Origin of the sequence: Amycolatopsis albispora, assembly GCF_003312875.1 — a bacterium.
Classification (GTDB): Bacteria; Actinomycetota; Actinomycetes; order Mycobacteriales; family Pseudonocardiaceae; genus Amycolatopsis; species Amycolatopsis albispora.
This window is the reverse complement of the sequence record NZ_CP015163.1, coordinates 5,335,618-5,357,110: the sequence shown is the minus strand read 5'-3', so window position 1 is coordinate 5,357,110 and position 21,493 is coordinate 5,335,618. Positions and strand designations below refer to the sequence as shown.

Here is a 21,493-nt window from a genome sequence, read left to right as displayed (position 1 = left end):
GCGACGGCTACGAGATGCCGCCGTCGGCGTCCGGTGCGAGCAGCCGCATGATCGCCGACGGAAGCATCAGGTCGCCCTTCGACCCCCGCTGCGCCGGGCAGCCCTTCGTCCCGTCGGTCGCCCGAGGCGTCGGCAGGAACGCCTCGGGGTCGACCAGCGGAAGCACCTGCTGCGACAACGGCGGCCGGAAACCCGCACCCGCCCGGCGACCCGCCGTGCCGGTGTCCGACGCCCTCGGCGTCGGCAGCAGCCGCGCCTCGTCGGGCAGCGACGGACCACCACCCTGCGTCCTGTGAGTGCAGTTCTTCGCATCCGAGGCGGTCGGCGTAGGCAGCAGCTTCATCACCGCGTCCACCGCGTCGTGCAGATTCACTTGATGCCCACCAGCTCGACGCCGCACCGGGTCCGCCGGACCTCGGTTGTCGCCGTCGCGGGCCTGCGGGGTCGGCAGCATCCGGGGAGGCAACGGGGCGGGGCCAGGCGAGCAGGAACACCCGTTCTCTGCGGTGTGCCGCGCCGATGTCGGCGGCGCGGACGCTACGCCAGAGCGCGTCATACCCCGCTTCGGCCAAGTCGCCGAGTACACGGTGGAGACCTCCGTTGCGCCAGCGAAGCGCGGCGACGTTCTCCACGACGAGCAGCGCGGGTCGTAGTACGCGAACGCCCGCCACGATGTCTGTCCACAGTCCACTGCGGTGGCCCTTCTCGATACCCACGCGCCGCCCGGCGGCGGAGATGTCCTGACACGGGAACCCGGCCGTGAGCACGTCGACCGGTTCGACGCTTGTCCAGTCGATGGCGCGGACGTCGCCGAGGTTGGGGATGCCCGGCAACCGGGCGGCGAGGATCGCGGAGATGTGCGGGTCGGGGTCGGCGCACCAGGCGAGGCGGCCTCCGCCGAGGGCGGCGAGCACCCCGAGGTCCAGTCCGCCGTAGCCGGTGCAGACCGACCCGACAACCGGTCCCGGAACGTCGGTTTCCCGCCACGTCTGAGAGGTGGCCGCCCGCACCGCCCCCGCCGCCGTCGTGGTGACGGCGACGGGGGCGGGGGCGGAGTCGCGCCCCGACCGAGCTCGGGTGCGGTGTGGCCGGGTGGTCATGCCGCCCAGCTCTCTGACACACCCGACTCGCCCCTCAGGTTCTCGGTGTGTCGTGCTCGGCTGGTGAGGAACTGTCGCGAATCCTGACGGTCCGTCGAGATTCCTGAACCCGCCGAGCGGCGCAGGGCCGTGCGGAAAATCAGCACATCCTCGTGGCTGATGAGGTGCAGCGGCAGCCCGGCTTCGCGCTGTTTGCGGATGAAGTCGCGCTGGAAGAAGCTGCCACGCGCAACGAGGTCGTGCTCGGCGGCCCGCGCCAGCAGCGCAACGCAGCGCTCGACCGGGATCAGACCGGCGTGCAGACCGCACGCCAGGATCTGCGAGGGCAGGTCGATCAGCTCGGCGTGTTCGCGCCAGGGCCGGATGGTGATGGCGATGTGCCCGCCCGGCCGCAGATAGGTGGTGAGTCCGGCGAGGATGCGGGTGAACCCGGCCAGCAACCGGTGGTGCCCGATGTTGGCGAGGTTGCCGCGGTCGAGGGTGTTGCCGTAGAGGTGGTGGTACTTCTGCACCCCCGCGCCCGGCGCGACCGACACCTGCCCGTGCGTGGACGGCCCGTACGGCGGCGAGGTGACCACGAGCGCGGCCTGCCCGACGTACTCCGGCGGTAGCAGCGACGCGATCTGGCGGGCGTCACCGTGGAACACCCGGCCCTCGTGCTGCACCCCAGCGTCGTGGGCGAGCGCGAGGTTGGCGCGGGCGACATCGACCCAGTGCGGCTCGTACTCGATGCCGACCGCGCGGCGCCCAGCGTGCAGTGCCTCGACGAGGGTGGTGCCGATGCCGCACATCGGGTCGAGAACCAGGTCGCCCGGCTCGGTGTAGTGGGCGATCGCGTGCGCGGCCACGGCCGGGAGCATCTTCGCCGGATGCGCGGTCGACTCGGGCGTGTAGCGGCCCTTGCGCTGGGCCGCCGGTGAGGTCTGCGCGGTCGTCCACACCGACACCGCAACGTCTCCCACCGAGTTGTCGGCGACCCGCTCGGACGGCGTACCTGTGGTGCCGTCGAGGCCGTCGATGAGCGCGCGCGGGACGAGCTGAGTCGGCCCGTCCACCGGGCTCTCCGCACGGGCCGGGGCCGGGCTGGGGCCGGTATCGGACAGGGCGCGCGGGAAGCGGTCGTCGGCCACGGTCGTGCCTTCCTGGCGGTGGTCTTCGGGCTGGGCAGGATTCGACATCTGGCCGTGGTTCATCGGATGACTCCGCTCTCGAGCGCCGCGTCCGCCGGGCTCAGACGAGGCGGCTCGTAGTCGTGCGGCTGAGCGAAGACGAGGACGTCGGAGTGGATGCGCCGATGCGGTGCGGGCAGCCCGCGCACGGCCGCGCGGTGTCGAGCGCGCGCCTCGTTCTCGGCCGCCGGGCCGCTGGGCTCGGTGAGGGATTCGGCGGCGAACCGGCCGTGGCGCACCGGGGCGTGCAGGGCGACGATGTGCTGGAGGTAGAGCAGGTCGGCGTTCTGCGCTGAGGCCACGACCGCGCCGGTCGGGTCGATCAGCTCACCAGCGGGCCAGTCACAGTGGGTGAGCACGACGAGGATCCCGCCGACCCGCAGCAGCCGGGCCGCGACCAACGCCACGAGGTCGCTGGACTGGTCGCCGCCGTGCTCGGGGCGCAGGCTCGTGATGATCAGGTCGGTGTCGGCCGGCGCGTCCTCGGCACCGTCGAAGACCCCGTCGCCGAGGTCCGACCGCGCCGGCGAGAAGAACGTCACTGCCGAGCGATCGGAGTCGCCGACAAGGTCGGCCCAAAACGGTCGCGCACCCGGACCGGTGGCGGTCGGGTCCGCCGCGACGCGCTCCACGCGGCCGGTCCGGTTGAGCTCCTCGACGGCGGCGAGCGCGTCGGCCAGCGCGTGGTCGGGCTCGGTTGCCGGGGCGTGGTCGATCACCCCGTCCGCGCCGACCGGTGCGAGCGGCGCACGGCCGTCGGAGGTCGGCCAGGGCAGGAATGCGACCCGTCCGCCGGGCTCGCTGAACGAGCTGACGATCTTGCTGACGATCGGTTCCGGCCAGGCCGTGTCGAGGTCGATCGGCGCCGGGCCAGCCGTCCAGACCGTCGCCGGGGTGGGCGTCGCCGTGGACCCCCGCGACCGGGAGCGGGTGCTCGCGGAACCGGGCTTGGCGGGACTGACCCTGGTGGTGGTCGACGCGGTCGGATAGGGGCGGCGATCCCCGCCGCGGCGGGGATCGGAGCGGGTGCTCGCCGGGCGGGCGCTGTCACCGCGCCGCTTCGGTCCGCGGCTCGCGGAGTGGTCGGACTGGGTCATGGAATCCTCGCAGAACCTTGGGGGGTTGCGCGCCGCGATACGTGGCGCCCTGTGACACCCCCCAACTCCGAAAAACGACCCGCTTTTCCAGGGCTGTTACCGAATCTTTATCGGCAATTTTTTGCTGCCATTCGGGGTCAAAGAATGTGCATGAGGCTCGCGCGCGTGTGCCCGCGTAGGGCTTGTGTCGAGCTATCCGCCGAGCGGGACCACAATTTTCCGGCGATCTCAAGGCGCGAGAGCAGTCCGGGCCGCACCACGGCCCGATCCTCACCCCGTGGGCTATTACCAAAACGCCACCAAAACGCCACCAAACCAGAGTTACCGCAGTTCGGGGTCTATTACCGGCGATCATCAAATGATCTTGTCCGACCTTCGAGACGAGTGCGTATCCAGGGCTTAGATGATCTTGGTGGCGGCCGAAGGTGGCCAGTCAAGATCATCGGTGGCGCTTTGGAGGCCATTTGGTGGCGGTTTCGTGGCGTTTTGGTGGACCTGATTTGGCTTCCTTGCCTGGTCACTGTTTCTCGGACCACGCAAAGGAGCCGACATGGCCCCGAATCGCATATTCCGCCGTACGTCTTTTGAGCGTGACTCGCTTCCGCTGGATTCCGCGCGGACGGCGTTCGAGTGGTTGGTCACCGGGCCGAGCCCGGTCTCGATCGAGGGCTGGCTTTTCCCCGGCCTGCCCCGTCGGCGGGTGCCCCTGGACGAGCTGCGGGACCTGCTGCTCGACGCCAATCTTCCGATGTCCACCGTGGACCCGATCTGGGTCCACCTGGTCACCCGTTCTCGCGACGAGGGCGGCACCTGGACCGTGGCGTGCGTCGGGGTCGCGCTGCCCGCGCTGTTCTCTATTGCCGCCGAGTTGTCCGCGCCGTACGCCGACGACCACCGCGACATCCACGCCGCGATCCTGACCGGCTTCCTGTCCGAGTTGGCCACCATCGACCTCGCCAGGCCGTGGGTCATGTGGCGGCTGCGCTGCGCCGGTTTGCGCGCGGGACACCTGTTCATTCGCGAGGCGCTGGACCGTCCGATGCCCTCGGACGAGGACTTCCACTCCAGCGAGCCGACCCCGCCGTGGGGGCACCCGGACTTCGTCCTCGCCCGTGCCGTGGCCGACGGAGCGATCACCGGCGACGAGGCCGAACTGATCGGCTCCACCCGCCTCGAGGACTACACGCTCACCGCCGCCGCGGCCGACCGCGGCGTCAAGGTCACCGCCCTGCACTGGGTCCGCAGCCAGGCCGAAGCACGCCTGCTCGCCTGGCTCACCGACCAGGCCCCGCACGACGACCCCGCCGACCGCCGCGAGCGCGATGTGGAGATCCGCGCGGTGAACGCGACGGCCATCACCGCCGCCGCGAGTGAGGCCAGCCGTGTCCCGCGCCGACCGACTCGAAAGTCACGCACGGTGACCAGGATCGGCGGAAAGTCGTTGGTAACGGTTCGGTCACGCGCCTGGAAAAAGGGCCCCGAATCCGGAGTCGAGGGCTGCGGGAGGACCCCAGCCGCTCCCGCGCACACCACCTCGCTCGACCGCTCGACCGGAACGCCCCGGCAGCTGTCGAGCACGACTCCGGAGGTGCCGCGATGCGCCTGACCCATTCGCCCGTCCGACGCCGGCCAGACCGTCGTAGCAGCGACCGTCGGCCTCGCCGTGGACCCGTCATTCTCTCGCTTGGAGCGGCTCGCCGAGCCCGCCGGGCTACCTCCTGCGCGTCACGGCCGACCACTCCCACGTCCACCACGCCTCGGATGTCTTCCCTGTCGGCCGGCTGCCGTCGGACCACGCTTCGGCGGAACCTCGCGCTGCTCACCGGCGTGGCCGTCGTCGCGCTGTTCGTGCCTGCCTCGGCCGCGCACGCGGACACCGTGGTGGTCGCCCTGGCCGGATCTGTTGATCAGGTTCTGACCAACATCCGCAACTGGGTGATGGGCATTTTGGCGGGGCTCGCGACCGTCTTTTTGTCCATCGGCGGTGTGCGCCGTGTGATGGGCGGCGGCGATCCCGGCGAGCAGGAGAAGGCCAAGGAGTGCTTCAAGGCCGCCGCGATCGGCTACGGCTTGGCCGCGCTCGCACCCCTGGTCGTCACCGTGCTCCAGGGCATCGTGGGGGCCTGAGCCATGTCCACGACCAGGCCCGCCCGTCGTCGGACATCGGCCGCTCCGACTGTCCGCAGCCTGCGCTCCGACGAGGCCGCACCGGCTCGCGCGGAGGCCACCGGCGCCAGCCGGGAACTGCTCGCGCCCCCGCCCGCGAGCACCACCTGGCGCACCAGTGGCCGGCGCACTGGTCGATGGGTGCGGCGGCTGCGCATGACGCGGAGCCGAGCGCTCGTAATGCTGGCGCTGAGCCTGGTCGTTCTGCTCGGCGGCACACTCGCCGTCAGCGCCGCCGCAACGCCCGGCGGTCCGGCCGCGGCACAGCCCGCGCCGCCTCCACCACTGCCGTTGCCGACCGTTGATCCGTGCACACCGGACTCGTCGTTGCCGGTCTGCCACCTTCCCGCGCCCACGACGACTCCGCCGCTCACCGGCGTCCCGCTGCCGATCCCGGCCGGGCCGACCACGCCGGTGACGTGCTTCCCCGGTTCGCTGCAGTACGAGTGCACGCACCCGTCCACCACTCCGGCTCCTCCACCCTGCACGGGGGAGGGCTGCATCCCGCAACCGCCGACGTCGGCACCGCCCGCCAATCCTGGCACCGGCCAGCCCGGCAACGGCGATGACGGCGAGGCCGACTGCGGGATCACCGACATCGGCGGCTGCATCACCAACGCGATCAACGCGTTCTTCCGGGGCATCGTCACCGCCGCGCTCAACCCGCTGCTGGACTTGCTGTCCAAGACGCTGCTGACCACCCCAACGCCCGACTCGCTCCCGCGGATCGGGGAGCTGTGGACCAACTCCTGGCAGATCCTGCTCGCCTGCTACGGGATGTTGATCCTCATCGCCGGGATCCTGGCAATGAGCTACCAGACACTGCAGACCCGGCACTCCATCAAGGAGATCGCGCCCCGGATCGTGGTCGGGTTCCTCGCCGGAGCCCTGTCGCTGTGGGTGGCGACCAAGGGCATCCAGATTGCCAACGGACTGGCCCAAGCGGTCATGGGTGGCGGCCTGGACGCCAGCTCGGCCGGCGAGACGTTGAAGAACCTCGTCCTCGGGTCGCTCAACGGCGGCATCTTCATCATCTTCCTCGCCATCTTCCTCGCCGGGATGCTCGTCGTTCTGCTGGTCACCTACGTCGTCCGGGTCGCGTTGACGGTGATACTGGTCGCCGGGGCGCCGATCGCGCTGATGTTCCACGCGCTCCCGCAGACCGAGGGCATCGCGCTTTGGTGGTGGAAAGCCTTCGGTGGCTGCCTGGCCATCCAGGTCTGCCAGAGCCTCACGTTGATCACCGCGATGAAGGTGTTCCTCGCGCCCGGCGGGTTCACCCTGTTTGGCCCGACCGTCAGCGGGTTGGTCAACCTGCTCGTCGCGCTCGCGTTGATGTACATCCTGTTCAAGATCCCGTTCTGGGTGCTGTCCTCGGTCAAAGGCAGCGGCGGTCGTTCGATCCTCGGCTCGATCGTGCGCGGCTTCATCGCCTACAAGACCTTCGGCCTGCTCGGTGGCCGAGGCGGCGGTGGCCGCAAGCCTCGCCCGTCCGGGGGCGGTGGTGGTGGTCGCGGAGGCAACGGGGGCGGCGGTCGCGGACCGACGGACCCCTACGCCCACGCTCGCACCACTGCTGACGGCCAGTACGTGCTGCCGCTGGCCGGTGTTCGCCGCAGCCGACCGGCCGCCAAGCCCAAGCCCGCTCCCGGGCCGAAACCGAAGGCCGGGCAGGGCCGCCAGCTGGTGCTGCCGCTCGGGGACGACTGGCCGGAGAACAAGCCAGTCCTCGGGCGCGACGGCCAGTACCGGTTGCCGCTGGACGCCGAGCGGGTCAAGCCGAGAACGCCTCCGGCATCGCCCCATCAGCCGGGTGGTCGGCGTCGGGGCGGGCAGCAGATGGAGCTGCCGTTCGACCCGTACAAGGGCAACCGGCCGACTCGGTCCGGGCAGTACCCGCTGCCACTGGACGGTGTGCGCCGCACACCGCGCCCGCCGAGCCCGCCGCCCCCGCCCGCACCCCCGGCTCGAGCTCGCGGCACTCAGATGGAGCTGCCCTTCGACCCGTACAAGGGCAACCGGGCAACCCGCTCCGGGCAGTACCCGCTCCCGCTGGACGGTGTGCACCGCACACCGCGCCCGTCGACCCCGCCACCGGCGACGCCACCGCCGCGACCGGCCTCGCCCGCCGGGCAGCAGCTCCGGCTCCCGCTGGACCTGCCTAAACCACCGCGGCGCCCCTCGCCGCCACCACCCAAGCCCGGAGGTAAGTCGTGACTTCGCCCGTTCGCATTCCCGCCGACGTCGACATGGCCGACAAAGTGATCGGCCCGTTGACCGCCCGCCAACTGGCGATCCTCGCGGTGACCGGCCTGGTGCTCTACGCCGGTTGGACCACCACTCGCGCGGTCGTGCCGCTGCCGGTGTTCCTCGCGCTGGCCATCCCGATCGGGGTGAGCGCGGCCGTCATCGCGCTCGGCCAGCGCGACGGGATCTCGATGGACCGACTGCTGGTCGCCGCGATCCGGCAACGCATGGGACCGCGCCACCGCGTCGCTGCCCCCGAAGGCGTTCGCCCCGCGCCGGAATGGCTGACCAGCCAGACCGCCGCCACGAGCGCGAGCCGGACCGCAGGCACCGGCAAAGGCCGGTCGGCCAAGGCCAAGAGCAAGGCGGCGGTGCCCGAGCAGATCTCGCCGTCGGCGTTGCGGCTGCCCGCCGAGGCGGTCACCGACACCGGCGTGGTTGACCTGGGCACCGACGGCCTGGCCGTCGTCGCGGTCGCTTCCACGGTGAACTTCGCGCTGCGGACAGCGTCCGAGCAGGAGTCCCTGGTCGCCAGCTTCGGCCGCTACCTGCACAGCCTGACCGCGCCCGTGCAGGTGCTGGTACGCACCGAACGGCTCGACCTGTCCGGCCAGATCGCCGAGCTGCGGGCGCGTGCGGGCGGGTTGCCACACCCGGCGTTGGAGGCCGCCGCCATCGAGCACGCCGACTACTTGGTGCAGCTCGGCGAGCAGACCGACCTGCTGCGCCGTCAGGTGTTGCTGATCCTGCGCGAGCGAATGGGCGCCGCCGGGCCGACCGACGGGCTCGGCGGACCCGGCCCGCTGGCGGTGCTGTCCTCGCTGACCCGCGGTAAACGCCGCGCGAATGCCGAGACCACACAGGCGAGCGCTGGCGCGCGACGGGCGGCGGAGTCACGGCTGGTGCGCCGCCTCAGCGAGGCGATCGAACTGCTCTCGCCCGCCGGGATCGTGGTCACCCCGCTGGACGCCGGGCAGGCCACTGCCGTGCTCGCCTCTGCGTGCAACCCCGACACCCTGCTGCCGCCCTCGGCGGCCCTGGCCGGTGCCGACGAGGTCATCACCACCGCCGGCGGCACCGACCTGGACGACGGCGAACTCGCCGAGGACCGCACGTTCTGGCAGGGCGACGACCGTGCCGCGGTCGACCAGGACGAGTACGGCCCGGACGACGGCGAGGTCGACGACTGGAACTACGAGGACGACGACGACTACCCGGAGAGGGGGCGGTTGTGATGACCACCCGAACGCGGCGCGGCCAGCGCCGTCCCAACACCCGGCCCGCCGCGCACCACCGGGCAGCCGCGTTCACGCCGGACGCCCTGTCCGTCGGCGCACGGCATCTCGAAGTCGGCAACGAGTGGGTGTCCAGCTTCGCCGTGACCGGGTTCCCGCGTGAGGTACACCCCGGCTGGCTCGCGCCCTTGCTGATCTACCCCGGCCGATTGGACGTCGCGCTGCATGTCGGGCCGATCGACCCGGCCACCGCCGCCTCGCGGCTGAAGAAGCAGCTCGCCAAACTCGAGAGCGGCCGGCGGCACACCGCCGAGCACGGCCGCCTCTACGACCCGCAGGTCGAAGCCGCCGCCGAGGACGCCTACGACCTCAGCTCCCGTGTCGCGCGCGGCGAAGGCAAGCTGTTCCGTGTCGGGCTGTACCTCACGATCCACGCCCCGTCCGAGCAGGCGCTGGCCAACGAGGTAGCGGCGCTGCGCTCGCTGGCGGCGAGCCTGCTGCTGGACGCCAAGCACACCACCTACCGGTCACTGCAGGGCTGGGTGTCAACGCTGCCGATGGGCCTCGACCTGATCGGAATGAGGCGCACCTTCGACACGAGTGCGCTCTCGGCCGCGTTCCCGTTCACCTCGCCCGACCTGCCCGCAGCCGACCCGACCTCGGTGGCCGCGCCGTCCGGCGTGCTCTACGGCTACAACGTCGGATCGCAGGGCCTGGTGCACTGGGACCGTTTCGGCGACGGGATGCACAACCACAACTCCGTCATCCTCGGGCGCAGCGGCGCGGGCAAGTCCTACCTGGTCAAGCTCGAACTCCTGCGCAGCCTGTACCGAGGAATCGAGATCGCGGTCGTCGACCCGGAAGACGAGTACGCCCGCCTGGCCGCCGCCGTGGGCGGCACCTACGTCCATCTCGGTGCCCGCGACGTCCGGCTCAACCCGTTCGACCTGCCCATCCACACCCGCGCCGACGGCCGCCGGACCGCACCGAAAGACGCCCTCGTGCGGCGGTCGCTGTTCCTGCACACCGTCATCGCGGTGCTCGTCGGCAGTGAGCTGGAAGCCGCCGAGCGGGCCGCGCTGGACCGGGGCATCGCCGCTACCTACCAGTCGGTGGGGATCACCGCCGACGCCCGCACGTGGACTCGCCCCTCACCCACCTTGCGGACCTTGCGCGACCAGCTGGCCACCGCGGGCCAGGCCGGCGACCGGGCCGCCGCCGAGCTCGCGGCGAGGCTGCACCCGTTCGTCGAGGGCGCGTTCAAGCAGCTGTTCGACGGCCCGACCACCACCAATCCGGAAGGCCATTTGGTGGTGTTCAGTCTGCGGGACCTGCCCGACGAGCTGAAAGCCATCGGCACGCTGCTCACCCTGGACGCGGTGTGGCGGCGGGTGTCCAACCCCGCGATTCGCCGCCCGCGCCTGGTGGTCGTGGACGAGGCGTGGCTGCTGATGAAAGAGAAGTCAGGCGCGGAGTTCCTGTTCCGCATGGCCAAAGCCTCCCGGAAACACTGGGCAGGCTTGACGGTCGCGACCCAAGACACCGCCGATGTTCTCGGTAACGATCTCGGCAAAGCCGTGGTGGCCAACGCGGCGACCCAAGTGCTGCTGCGGCAGGCGTCGCAAGCCATCGACGAGATCACCCAAACCTTCGATCTGTCGGCCGGAGAACGGCAATTCCTGCTGTCGGCTGACCGAGGTCAGGGATTGCTGTCGGCGGGCACCCAGCGCGTCGCGTTCCAAAGTATCGCCTCGCCCACAGAGCACTACCTCGTCACGAGTAATCCGGCCGAACTCGCCGGATACGCCGCCGACGTCGACCCCGGCGAGGCCGACGCCGAGGAGCAGTCCTTCGTGAACCTGGGCTTCGCCAGCGAGCAGGCGTATGCGGCCGGGGGCGATGAGTTCGGCTCGTTCGGTGCTGATGACGACATCGAACTCGACGCCGCCTGACATCGGCCGTCCCTTTTCCGCTTGAGCATTTCTTACTTTCTTGGAAGGACACCGTAATGCTTTCCTGGATACCGGCTGTCCTCAACCACCCCGAGCCGTCCAATGCGCTGGCTGCTCACGGAATCGTGCGGACGGGCCTGACGAATGGGTGGCTCGGGGACTACCTGCGCGACCCCGGCGGTGCACTGCTCACGCTGCTCGGTCACCTGCGGGACTGGGCGATCACCTGGGGGCCGTTTGTCGGCCCAATGCTCGCAGTCGGCATCGCGGGCTTCGTGATCGGCCGGCGCCGGTGGGCGCGGCGCTGTCACGCGAGGATGGTCGCCGACGCCCGCCAGGTCACCGTGCTCGCCCCGCCCACCGTGGATCCCGCGGGCGGCGCGGCCTTGTGGTCCAACCTCGTCGGGCTGCTGCGCCCGGCCTGGCGCCGGTGGTTCACCGGGCAGCCCCATGTGGCCTGCGAGTACACGTTCTCCGAGGCAGGGGTCGGCATCCGGCTGTGGGTGCCCGGCGTGATCCCACCCGGCCTCGTCGAACGCGCCATCGAGGCCGCCTGGCCCGGCTCACACACCCGCGTCGGCACCCCCGACCCGCCCCTGCCATCACCTGGCGACGGGCAGCGGCGGCTGGTCGTCGGCGGCGAACTCCGCCTCGCCCGCTCCGAGGCGCTACCGATCCGCACCGACTTCGACGCCGACCCGCTCCGTGCCCTGATCGGCGCCCCGGTCGGCCTCGGCCGCGACGAGTACGCCTGCGTCCAGATCCTCGCCCGCCCGGTCACCGGCCGCCGCGTCGCGAAGGCGCGCCGCTCCGCGCGGCGAGTACACACCGGCGGTTCCACCCGAGTGGTCGGTCGGCTGCTCGATCTGGTCACTCCCGGCCTGAAGTCCGGTTCCGTCCGGCGCACGGCGAAGTCCGGGGCGCTGCACAGCGATCCACAGACCTCGCTGGAGTACGCGGCGCAGAACCGCGCCATCGTCGCCAAACAGCGCGGCTCGCAGTACGAGACGGTCATCCGCTACGCCGTCGCCACCCTCCTGCCCGCCGACGCCGCTGAGAGCGAGGTCCGCCAGGCGCGGGATGTCGCCCGCGGCCGGGCACACGCGCTGGCCGCGAGCTTCGCCTCCTACACCGAGCACAACCACTACACCCGCCACCGCGTCCGCCACCCCGGCCCCGTCCTGGCCGACCGGCGCCTCGGCAAGGGCGACCTGCTGTCCGTGGCCGAACTGGCGGCCCTGGCGCACTTGCCGACCGACGAGGCGATCCCCGGCGTGCAGCGTGCCGGCGCCCGCGCGATCTCCCCGCCACCCGGCATCGCCACGCCCGGCCCGGAGGCCAAGCCGATCGGCGTCACCGACACCGGACACGAACGACCCGTGGCGCTGCGTGTCCCGGACGCGCGGCACCACCTGCACGTCATCGGCGCGACCGGCTCCGGCAAATCCACCTTGCTGGGCAACATGATCCTGGCCGACGCCGAGGCCGGACGCGGGATCGTGCTCATCGACCCCAAGGGCGACCTCGTCACCGACATGCTCTCCCGCCTGCCTCGCTCGGTAGCGGATCGTGTCGTGATCTTCGACGCCGATTCGAAATCCCGGCCACCATGCCTGAACCCCTTGGATGGCGGGGAAACTGACCCTCGCGGATCTTGATCCAGAGGGCGTCGACGAACAGCACCGCCCAGCTCGAGCCGAGCGGCCGGTTCTGCCACTCGGTGATCTCCTCGGCCACCGCGTCGGTGACTTTGGAGATCAGGTCGGGTGAGACCTCAACCCCGTAGATGTCGGTGAGGTGGGCTTGGATATCGCGCACGGTCATGCCGCGGGCATACAGGGAGATGATCGCGTCGTTGAGCCCGTCCAGACGGCGCTGCCGTTTACGCACGATCGCCGGTTCGAAGGTGCCGTTGCGATCCCGGGGAACGGTGATGTCGACCGGGCCGACATCGGTCAGCACCGTCTTGGCGGTCCGGCCGTTGCGGGAATTGCCCGACCCGACCCCGGCCTTGTCACCAGGTTCGTAGCCGAGGTGATCAGACATCTCGGTATCCAGTGCACGTTCCAGCACCCGCTGGGTCAGCTCCGTGAGCAGCCCGCCGGGTCCAACCAGCTGACGCCCCGAGGAGTCGGCCTGGCGCAGCAACTGCTCCACCACATCCGACTCGGCGCCACCACCATCCACCTCGCGATCATTGCCCTTACTTCCTACATCGGTCACTGCGTCGCGCCCTTCCGGCCAGCGGGGAGATCAACTCCCCGCCAGCCTGTCAGGGCCACGGCTTACACAGTTCGACTGACACACCCACGTGGACACATAGTGGACACACATGGCGCCACGGTTACTCGGGTGCGACGCTTCGTTGTCCCTGGCGAAGGCGGCTGGCGACGTAGCTGGCGCGGTCGCCGCCGTTCTCCCGGTGCCAGGCGCTGGCGGTGGTGTCGGCCACACCGAGCAGGTCGGCGAGCATCTTCCAGTGGACGGAACCAACCAGTGACATCCAGGCGCCGTTGCGGGCGGTGCGGGCGCTGGGGACGCCCAGCTTGCGCAGCCGGGCCTGGAGGGTGGCCGACGTCATCGGCCGGTCGGGGCGCAGCCCTGGGAACAGGTAGGGAGTCGGGCGGTGCCGCAGCGCGCCCGCGAGCGGGCGGCGGTTGTTGACGAGCTGCTGCAGGAGTACGGACAGCCGGGGGCGTAGCCACAAGGGGTCGCGGCCGAGTTGCAGGCCGAGGACGCCGGGCTCGTCCGGGTGGGCGAGGACGTCGTCGGTGGTGAGGTTGACCAGTCGCCAGCAGCTTTGCCCGTATTGCAGGACCAGGCAGCCGGCGGCACGATCGGTCAGCGCCTGGGTGTCGTCGGTCTCCAGCTTGACGGCGAGCAGGACTCGGTCGGTGTCGCTCATGATCTCCCGGTTGCCGGTGTGGGCCGAGGTGCCGATCGCGACGTGGGCGGGGGCGAGGCCGTTGGTTGCGGCCCACAGCAGGAACGGGCGCGCGTAACGCTGGCGGGGCCGGTTGCGGATCAGCCAGCGGTCCATCACGGGTTGGGTGAGGGCGGCCAGGCTGATGCCGCGGGCGCGGAGGTAGCTCAGCAACAGGCGGGCGGCGTCGAGCTTCCGCCGGAGGTGTTCGCGCTGGTAGCGCGTGAAGCCGGAATCCCGCTCGGCGCGCTGGTGGGCCAGGGGCATCAGGTGCCACCGGACGTAGCGAGCCAGGATGGTCTTGTCCTGCTGGACGGTTACTCGGGCCAGCAGGGTCTGGACGTCGCGGGTGAGCTGGGCGAGTTCTTCCTCGCGGGGTTCGAGGATCTCGGCGAGTACCGCGCAGGTGCTGGACCGCGGTGGTCTGCCGGAGCTCGTCGAGTGCCTCGTGCGAGCAAGCCAGTTCGCCGGTGACCATGCGGCGGATGAGTTGTCCGCCGGGCCGGCGCAGATACAGGCACAGCGAGTACGGGTTGTCGTAGCTCTCCAGCAGCTCGGCCAGCGGCGCCAACCAGGCGGCCGGTTGCCCGTCGGGCTGGGTGAACAGCTCGACCAAGTCCCGACGCGCGATGCAGGATACGCAGTGCCCGCGCAGCAGACGGCCCATGGCCCCACAGGTCGGGCAGCGGTAGGAGGGGGACCGCCGGGATACGGGAGAAACCTGCCAAGTAGTCGGGTAGTGCCTGGTCAGGCGTCGTTGTCGGCGAGGGCGCGGTAGAGCGAGGCAACTGAGGGGTGCCGGCCGGCGTTCTTGCCGGTCTTGATGGTCAGCTTCTTGACGATGTCGGGCATCGGGGTGCCCTTGTCGCGCAGGGCGCGGGCGAAGAGCACGTCGTCTTCGTCGATCACCTTGGGTCGGCCGCCGTGGTTGCCGCGTGCGGCGGCGGCCTGCTGGCCTTCGAGGGTCTTTTCGCGGATGTAGTCGCGGTCGAGCTGGGCGGCGACGGCGAGCACGGCGAAGAGCATCGATCCCATACCGTGTGGGTCGTAGATGCCGGTCAGCGGCCCACTCAGCAGCTCCAGCTGCACCCCGCCACCTTGCAGCTGGGCGGACAGCGTCATCAGCTCGGCGGCGTTGCGGGCAAGGCGTTTCATCTCGTGCACGGTCAGGATCACCGGCTGGTCCGGTGCCGCGATCTTGATCTCGTGGGCGAGGGTGAGTGCCTTCTCCAGCTCGGGGCGGATCTTGATGCGGGTGCTGATCTTCTCGGAGAACACCCGCGTGCAGTGCGCGGCCGCGAGCGCGTCGAGCTGGCTTTGCAACTCCTGGGTGGCCGTCGAGCAGCGAGCGTAGCCGATCCGGATCGGCGCCCCGTTCGTCTCAGGCGCCGGCGCGGCGACCTCGGGGCACTGCGTCCACTTCTTGCCGGGCCCGCGATCGGCCGGGACGGGTACGGTGAGTTCGTCGCGTAGCGCGGGCACGAGGATGAAGCGCGCGGTGTGGTACTTCGCGGCGGTCTTCCCGGCGCGGGTGCGGCAGGCGCTGCCGGCGGGGACGTCGCATTGCGGGCAGGGGTGGCGTTCGACCGCGGCCGCTGCGTCGTCGGGTCCGAGTTGCATACCTCCAGTCTCTCAGAACTCTGTCAAAACCGGGGGGGGTGTCCCTATGTGGTTGTCAAGCCGCAGCCGGGGCAGGAGTGGTCTCGGGGTGCCGGTAGTAGGTCTTGTTGCGGAGCATGGCGAACAGGACGTCGCAGCGGCGCCGCGCCAGGCAGATCAGCGCGGCGTTGTGCTTCTTCCCTTCATCGCGTTTTCGCTGGTAATAGGCCCTGCTGGTGGGGTCGGACAAGGCTGCGAACGCGGCGAGGAAGAACGCCCGCTTGAGTTTGCGGTTGCCGGTGCGGGCCGGGTGCTCGCCCTTGATGGAGGAGCCCGAGCTGCGGGTGACCGGGGCGATGCCGGCGTAGGCGGCCAGGTGGCCGGAGGACTTGAACGCCGTGGCGTCGCCGATCTCCAGCAGGATGCGGGCTGCGGTCCTGACCCCGACGCCGGGCATGGAGGTCAGGACCCCGGCAAGAGGGTGCGCATCGAGTATCCCTTCGACCTCGGTGGCGACCTGTTTGCGTTGCTGGAGAACGGTTTTCAGGCTGTCGGCCAGACGGGGCAGGACGGTGTCGGCCGCCGTTGTGCCCGGGACGACGACGGTCTGCTCGTCCAGCGCGGCCAGGATCGCGGTGACGAGTTTGTCGCCCATGCGGGGCGCGTGCGCGGTGGCGATCGCGGTGAGCTTGCGGCGGCCGGCGGCGCGGATGCCGGTCGGGCCGCCGCAGCGGGACAGGATCTCCAGCACCGCCGGGTGACTGATCCTCGGGCCGATCGCGCGTTCCAGGGCGGGGTGGACGCCGGTGAGCAGGCCGCGGATGCGGTTGCCGATCCGGGTGGCCTCACCGGCCAGGTCGTCGTCGAACCCGACCAGCACGTCCAGCTCGGCCAGGGCGTCGTCGCCGACGTCGACCGGGCGCAGCGTGTGCGGCAGCGAGCGGGCGGCGTCGGCGATGACGAACGCGTCCCGGGCGTCGGTTTTCGCGCGGCCGGGGTAGAGGTCGGCGATGCGTCGCATGGCCAGGCCGGGCAGGTAGGCCACCCGGTGGCCGGCCGCGCGGGCCACCGCGACCGGCAGCGCGCCGATCGTCGCCGGTTGATCGACCACCACCAGCAACGGCCCGTGCGCGGCGAGCTTGTCGAACAGCGCCCGCAGCTTCGGTTCGCTGTTGGGCAGCGGCGCGTCGTGAAGCCGCTTGCCCGCCGGGTCCAGGCCGACGGCGTGGTGTTCGCCCTTGCCGACGTCCAGGCCGAGGAACACCTGGTAACCGCTGGTCATCCGTCCTGCCGTTCGTTCGTCGCGGGTGGTCGCCGGTCGGGCATCGACGGCCGGCACCCACGTTACGACGAGACCTGCCCGGCGGGCGGCCGTGTCCCTATCAGCGGTCCCTCGATGCCACCAGGTCCGGTGACACCACCCCCCGGATCATGCGCTCGACTGGGGGCGTCAGTCATGCCGGACCTGGCGACCACGACTCCTTGATCAGGAGCTACGAAAAAGGTAACGGGGGGGGGTTCATTTATGAGAGAAACTACAGGTCCCTTGCCGCGCGAAGCCTGACACCGGTGCCCTTCCAGGTATCCGATCGGATCCGTTAGGACATTTGCCGGTGGACATGGCTAGGCCGGGGAGAAGAGGTGGCTACGATCGCTTCATCAGGTGTCGCCAAGGTGTCATCCGTCTTCGGCGCCGGTGGACAGTGAAGAAACTCGTCGAAGGAGCAGTTATGCCGGTGTCCGCACCCGATTTCGAATGGCTGTTCGCCCCAGGAACGCATCACACACTGTCCCGCGGCGATGTCGCCACCGTCCGGCTGCGGCAGGACGCCTCGCTGTGGCTGCCGTCCGGGCGGGTCGTCGCCGGCGAGCCGGCCATGTTCTTGTCGATGTCCGGCTCCGAGGACAGGTTTGTCCAACAGGTGCCACCGGGCCGGTATCCGGTGGTGCTGGTGCTCGCCGTGTTCGGCGAACCGGACGAGCAGGATGCGCAGGAGTGGGTCGCGGCGGCCCGGCTGATGATCCGGGACGAGCCAGCCGCCTCCTGGGAGATGGCGACGTGCGCGGGCCAGGATGCCGCCGAACTGGGCGACGACGAGTACTTCGGCTATCCGGTCGACGGCGGCGCCGGCGGCTTCGTGGACGCGGCGAACATCGCGGCGCTGCGCGAGAACGACGACTACAGCAACCAGCTGCTATCTAACCTGGACATCCACATCCTCGGCGAGACCGACCGCACCGCGCCCGCCACACTGGCCGACGACGGGGACCGGCCCCTTGCGGTGGCGTTTCCCTCTGGTAGCGGAGACGGGCACTATCCAACCTGGGTTGGGCGCACCGCCGACGGCGAGGTCGCTTGCTTCCTCACCGACTTTTGCATCCTGACCGGGGATGGCGATAGCGAGAATGACGAGCCACCCTCAGGCAACGGTCCGATAAGCGTCCCGGAGGACTCGACCACGCCACCACGCCCGCCATATGCGGCCAGGCCACAGCCACTGTCTCCAGTGCAACGGTCTCCAGTGCGGCCCCCCCCACCGGGATCGCCAGTCCGGCGACTCCGAACATCCGGGCACGCCGCTCCCCGAGCAGCGATGAAACGTGAAACCTCGTCGTGCGGGGTTGGGGCGTCGGATCGCGCCCTAAGTGGCGAGACGCATGCGCGTCGCGCGCGAGGCAGTTTCCCCCAGGGGGCGCTTCCCGGCGATTGGGGTTGCGCGCAGCCCGCGATGGAGTCGTTGTCGCAGTCGATCTCGACCATGACCGGAACGACGTAGCGGACCCAACGGGTGGTCATCAGGATCCCTTACTTCGCGGTGACGCGCGCCCTTGTCCGGCGCGGCGCGGTGGCGTCGCCGGGGAACAGCGCCCCCGGCACCAGGTCCAGCGTAGTGACCGGCACCGCGTCAGGCGGCGACAGATCGAGCACCCAGTCCCCGAAGCGGCGGATGGTGTGGGTGATGTACGGGGAGATCGTGGCCAGATCGTCGGTGTCGATCGGGTGCCCGTCGGAGGCCAGCGCGTTCGCCGCGGCGGTGATGTCGCAGGCGTTGGAGTAGATCACGCAGTTCGCGAGCAGCTCGTTGAACTTGATGATCTTTTCCTGGTAGTCCGGGTCGTTACGCCCGATCGCCTCCCCGCCGAAACGCAGCCACGCGGAGAACCCGTGGAACGCCTCGGCCTTGTTGGTGATCGCGGTGATCTGCTCCCGCAACTGCGCGTCCGCGAGGAACCGCAGCAGCGTGATCGTGCGGATGACCCGGCCCAGCTCCCGGAACGCCCGGTACAGGCGGTTCTTCCGCGAGTTGTTGCCCAGCCGGCGCAGCAGCGTCACCGACGACAACCGGCCCTCGCTGATCGAGATCGCGGTGCGCAGCAGGTCCGTCCAATGCGTCTCGATCAGGCCCCAGTCGATCACGTTGTCGCCGAACAGCGAGTCGATGTGCGCGAACCCGGTGTCCGCGCTGGGCCGGTAGAAGTTCAGATCCGCCCAGTTGCGGATGCGCGGGAGCAGGTCGAAGCCGAGCAGCGCGGCGAGCCCGAAAACAGGCAGGGACTGGCCTTGGGTGTCGGCGTGGATCGTGTCGGGCTGGATCTCCGAGTCGTTGCGCAGCAACCCTTCGATGATATAGACGGCCTCCCACACCCCGCACGGGATGAAGTGGCTGAACAGGGCGATGTAGGTGTCGGAGATGTGCCGGTAGGCGATCCCGCCGTAGCCGCCGTAGCGGATGTGGGACTCGGCGAGGATGTTGTTCTCCCACGTGTCCACCTGCGTGCCGTCCACCGCGACCACCCGGCCGTCGCCCCACATCCCGGCGACGTCGAGCTTCGCGAACTCGTTGATCACGTCGGTGGACGCGGCGTCGATCTTGGCGCAAGTGGTGTGCTTGTTCGCCGCGATCGACAGCTCGTGCGCGCTGACCTGGTCACGCATGTGCCGCGCGACCTGCGCGGGGCCGAGAAGCGTGCCGTTGGCGAACACGGTCAGGACGTAGCGGGCCATCGCGTCGCGGATCTTCGGGTCCGATCCCGACGCCGGCCCGAAGTGCCGCGGCCAGCCGACCAGGTGCGCGGTGCGGGCCAGGATGTCCAGCAGCCCGCGTTCGGGCAGCCGCTGGTGAATCGACTCCTCCAGCGCCAGCGCGGACGGGCGCCGGTCGGCACCCTTGCGGCGCCGCAGGACCGGGCGGCCGTCCTCGAAGGACAGGTCGGTGTTGTGCGGGAACCCGGCGTCCACCACCGCGGCGATATCGGTCAGCGCCGCCCGGTAGTGCGCCGTGAGCTCCTTCGGGTCCGAGGGAATCCCGGCCTGGCCGCAGAACTGCTCGGCCAGCGGGACGCACTCATCCCAGGACATCAGCTGCGCGTGCAGGTTGGCGTAGGAGTCGGCGCCGACCACCGCGATGTCCCCGGAGCGCAGCTCGGAGGCGAGGTAGGAGAACACGCACACCTCCAGGTGACGGCGCACCAGCTTGCCCGGCCGGTCCTTCACCACCAGGATCTTGCGCCACGCCTCAGTGACGAAGTCGATGTCGATCGCCACCGTCACCGCGTCCGCCCCACGCCCGACGGTCACCTTCTCCGGGACGTACTCGCCGGTGCGGCCCCGGATCGCGCGCAGGAACTCCACCGCGTCGGCCACGCTGTGATCCGCGCTGGTCGGCTCCAGGTCGAGGGTGTCGAGCAGGGTGAACAGCGCCGAGCGGTGGCTCTTGTAGAACTTCTCCAGCAACGGCAGGTAGTTGTTGCCGTGGTGCGCCGACACCACCTCATGCGCTGCCGAGAGCTGCTCCACCCCGCCCGCGTCGGCCAGCGTCTTGAGCAGCAGCCGCCCGGCCCGCTCGGCCACCGCGGCCGCGGGTTCCGGCGCGGTCGCGCCGTCGTTGTCTGGTGCGGTGGCCTCCCGGGCGCCGGCCAGGACATCACCGAACACGTCCAGCAGCCGCTCGGACTCGGCGCGGTGCTGCTCATGCAGCTCGACCAGCCGCTCCTTGCCCTTCTTGTGGATCACCGCCATCCGCTTGCAGAACATCGTCGCGACCTCGTCCCGGGCCGTGGTCCGGCACTCGTGGATCAGGCTCGCCAGCAACGTCCACCGCTTCGCCTCGCCGATATCCCGCATGTCGCCGACGTCGGTCACCCGCGCCTCCCCGGCGAAATGCGCGATCTTCGTCGCCGGGATGCCGTCGAGCCACTGCTCGGTCGCGCCGAGCTCGTCCAGCGCTTGCAGGTGGGCCAGGCGAAGCTTGAACTTTCCCACCGACGCCGCCTTCGCCGGCGTCTTCAGCCGGTCAAACTCGCTGCGCCGCGATGTCGGGTCCAGCCACAGCAGCCGCGCGAGCCGCCGCCGGTCCGCCGCGTCCAGCCGGGTCGCGACCAGCCCGAACAACGCGGTGTTCGTCTCGGTGCGGATCGCGGAGACCATCTTGTCCAGCGTGGTGAACCCCGGCAGCTCGCGCCGTGCCCGGACCAGCTCCTCCAGCGCGACGTTGATCAGGTCGGCCGGGTTGTCCTTCGTGGTGACCGCCTTGCGGATCGCTTTCTCGGCGATCGCGCGTGCCTCGGCGGGCTTGTAGACCACATTCAGTCGGTCACGGACGTAGTCACGGTGGCGACACAACGTCCGATCCGACTCGTGCACCGCCAGGACGTCCTCGGCCAGGCCCAGCGCGGCCCGGACATGGTTGATCACCACCACCGGCACGTCAGCCAGCTTCGGGAAATGCCCCAGCCGCTGGTAGCACTTCAGCAGCACCACCAACGCCAGGAAGTTCGGCTCGCCCTGACTCCGCCCCCGAGCCCACTCAATCTCGCCGGCGACCGGCGTGAACGCCTCCGCCAGCTCACGGACCGACACCACCCGCTTGAACCGCGGATAGGCGGTCCGATCGATCGAAGCCACCCAGCACCCCAGGCCCAGCCAGCGGACGTAACCCAGCGCACCCTAACCAACACCCGCCGCACCCACGTCACACGGGCTCTCTAACGATCTCTAGCGCCCT

General features: G+C 70.3%; 14 protein-coding genes and 2 pseudogenes. 7 read left to right on the top strand and 9 right to left on the bottom strand.

The window, feature by feature from the left end; genetic code table 11:
• Positions 1–7 precede the first annotated feature (7 nt).
• The 4 genes and pseudogenes from A4R43_RS44150 to A4R43_RS25150 all read right to left on the bottom strand — a co-directional run bounded on the left by A4R43_RS44150 (position 8) and on the right by A4R43_RS25150 (position 3,366).
• Positions 8–373: a hypothetical protein gene (locus A4R43_RS44150; protein WP_210971102.1), complete on the bottom strand. Its 366-nt coding sequence runs from the start codon at positions 371–373 to the stop codon at positions 8–10.
• Between the two features lie 166 nt (positions 374–539).
• A pseudogene (locus tag A4R43_RS44145) lies at positions 540–1,100 on the bottom strand (DNA cytosine methyltransferase); the annotation flags it as partial.
• The gene (locus A4R43_RS25155; protein WP_113694561.1) at positions 1,097–2,293 is read right to left on the bottom strand and encodes a TRM11 family SAM-dependent methyltransferase; all 1,197 of its coding nucleotides are present in this window, start codon (positions 2,291–2,293) and stop codon (positions 1,097–1,099) included. The gene A4R43_RS25155 and the pseudogene A4R43_RS44145, both read right to left, overlap by 4 nt.
• Entirely contained in the window at positions 2,290–3,366 is a 1,077-nt protein-coding gene (locus A4R43_RS25150) for a hypothetical protein (protein ID WP_113643324.1), read from the bottom strand. The genes A4R43_RS25155 and A4R43_RS25150 overlap by 4 nt, the downstream gene beginning before the upstream one ends.
• Positions 3,367–3,916: 550 nt before the next feature.
• Here A4R43_RS25150 and A4R43_RS25145 point away from each other — a divergent pair.
• The 6 genes and pseudogenes from A4R43_RS25145 to A4R43_RS25120 form a co-directional block, all read left to right on the top strand.
• Positions 3,917–4,972 carry a hypothetical protein gene (locus A4R43_RS25145; RefSeq protein WP_113694560.1) on the top strand — a complete coding sequence of 352 codons (1,056 nt, stop codon included), beginning with the start codon at positions 3,917–3,919 and terminating at the stop codon, positions 4,970–4,972.
• 155 nt (positions 4,973–5,127) lie between these two features.
• Positions 5,128–5,493, top strand: a complete 366-nt coding sequence (locus A4R43_RS25140) for a pilin (RefSeq protein WP_113694559.1) — start codon at positions 5,128–5,130, stop codon at positions 5,491–5,493.
• Positions 5,494–5,688: 195 nt separating this feature from the next.
• Positions 5,689–7,749: a TrbL/VirB6 family protein gene (locus A4R43_RS25135; RefSeq protein WP_236808256.1), complete on the top strand. Its 2,061-nt coding sequence runs from the start codon at positions 5,689–5,691 to the stop codon at positions 7,747–7,749.
• A gap of 32 nt (positions 7,750–7,781) precedes the next feature.
• Positions 7,782–9,014, top strand: coding sequence for a PrgI family protein (locus tag A4R43_RS25130; RefSeq protein ID WP_418190854.1), 1,233 nt, complete (start codon positions 7,782–7,784; stop codon positions 9,012–9,014).
• On the top strand, positions 9,014–10,966 hold the full coding sequence (locus A4R43_RS25125; RefSeq protein WP_113694556.1) for a VirB4 family type IV secretion system protein: 1,953 nt from the start codon (positions 9,014–9,016) through the stop codon (positions 10,964–10,966). Before A4R43_RS25130 ends, A4R43_RS25125 begins: the two co-directional genes overlap by 1 nt.
• 56 nt (positions 10,967–11,022) lie before the next feature.
• Positions 11,023–12,609 (top strand): annotated as a pseudogene (locus A4R43_RS25120) (DUF8128 domain-containing protein); the annotation flags it as partial.
• Here the strand turns inward: A4R43_RS25120 and A4R43_RS25115 are convergent.
• From A4R43_RS25115 to A4R43_RS25100, 4 genes are all read right to left on the bottom strand, one after another.
• A complete protein-coding gene (locus tag A4R43_RS25115; protein WP_236809269.1) occupies positions 12,494–13,123 on the bottom strand; it encodes an IS256 family transposase in 630 nt (209 codons plus the stop codon). The pseudogene A4R43_RS25120 and the gene A4R43_RS25115 overlap by 116 nt on opposite strands.
• 187 nt (positions 13,124–13,310) lie before the next feature.
• A complete protein-coding gene (locus tag A4R43_RS25110; RefSeq protein ID WP_091679423.1) occupies positions 13,311–14,156 on the bottom strand; it encodes a hypothetical protein in 846 nt (281 codons plus the stop codon).
• Positions 14,157–14,636: 480 nt separating this feature from the next.
• A complete protein-coding gene (locus tag A4R43_RS25105) occupies positions 14,637–15,509 on the bottom strand; it encodes a recombinase family protein (protein ID WP_091679426.1) in 873 nt (290 codons plus the stop codon).
• A gap of 55 nt (positions 15,510–15,564) precedes the next feature.
• Positions 15,565–16,770: an IS110 family RNA-guided transposase gene (locus A4R43_RS25100; RefSeq protein WP_091679428.1), complete on the bottom strand. Its 1,206-nt coding sequence runs from the start codon at positions 16,768–16,770 to the stop codon at positions 15,565–15,567.
• A 448-nt stretch (positions 16,771–17,218) separates the two neighbouring features.
• Here A4R43_RS25100 and A4R43_RS25095 point away from each other — a divergent pair, with 448 nt between their 5' ends.
• On the top strand, positions 17,219–18,265 hold the full coding sequence (locus tag A4R43_RS25095; RefSeq protein WP_113694554.1) for a DUF4241 domain-containing protein: 1,047 nt from the start codon (positions 17,219–17,221) through the stop codon (positions 18,263–18,265).
• 29 nt (positions 18,266–18,294) lie between these two features.
• On the opposite strand, the gene A4R43_RS25090 is transcribed toward A4R43_RS25095, so the two are convergent.
• Positions 18,295–21,393, bottom strand: coding sequence for a Tn3 family transposase (locus A4R43_RS25090; RefSeq protein ID WP_113694553.1), 3,099 nt, complete (start codon positions 21,391–21,393; stop codon positions 18,295–18,297).
• Between the last annotated feature and the right edge of the window lie 100 nt (positions 21,394–21,493).

Excerpts from the sequence above, each read along its gene's own strand:
- A4R43_RS25155 (WP_113694561.1), bottom strand. The coding sequence starts at position 2,293 with ATGAACCACGGCCAGATGTCGAATCCTGCCCAGCCCGAAGACCACCGC.
- A4R43_RS25150 (WP_113643324.1), bottom strand. The coding sequence starts at position 3,366 with ATGACCCAGTCCGACCACTCCGCGAGCCGCGGACCGAAGCGGCGCGGT.
- A4R43_RS25145 (WP_113694560.1), top strand. The coding sequence starts at position 3,917 with ATGGCCCCGAATCGCATATTCCGCCGTACGTCTTTTGAGCGTGACTCG.
- A4R43_RS25140 (WP_113694559.1), top strand. The coding sequence starts at position 5,128 with ATGTCTTCCCTGTCGGCCGGCTGCCGTCGGACCACGCTTCGGCGGAAC.
- A4R43_RS25135 (WP_236808256.1), top strand. The coding sequence starts at position 5,689 with ATGACGCGGAGCCGAGCGCTCGTAATGCTGGCGCTGAGCCTGGTCGTT.
- A4R43_RS25130 (WP_418190854.1), top strand. The coding sequence starts at position 7,782 with ATGGCCGACAAAGTGATCGGCCCGTTGACCGCCCGCCAACTGGCGATC.
- A4R43_RS25125 (WP_113694556.1), top strand. The coding sequence starts at position 9,014 with ATGACCACCCGAACGCGGCGCGGCCAGCGCCGTCCCAACACCCGGCCC.
- A4R43_RS25110 (WP_091679423.1), bottom strand. The coding sequence starts at position 14,156 with ATGCCCCTGGCCCACCAGCGCGCCGAGCGGGATTCCGGCTTCACGCGC.
- A4R43_RS25105 (WP_091679426.1), bottom strand. The coding sequence starts at position 15,509 with ATGCAACTCGGACCCGACGACGCAGCGGCCGCGGTCGAACGCCACCCC.
- A4R43_RS25100 (WP_091679428.1), bottom strand. The coding sequence starts at position 16,770 with ATGACCAGCGGTTACCAGGTGTTCCTCGGCCTGGACGTCGGCAAGGGC.
- A4R43_RS25095 (WP_113694554.1), top strand. The coding sequence starts at position 17,219 with ATGCCGGTGTCCGCACCCGATTTCGAATGGCTGTTCGCCCCAGGAACG.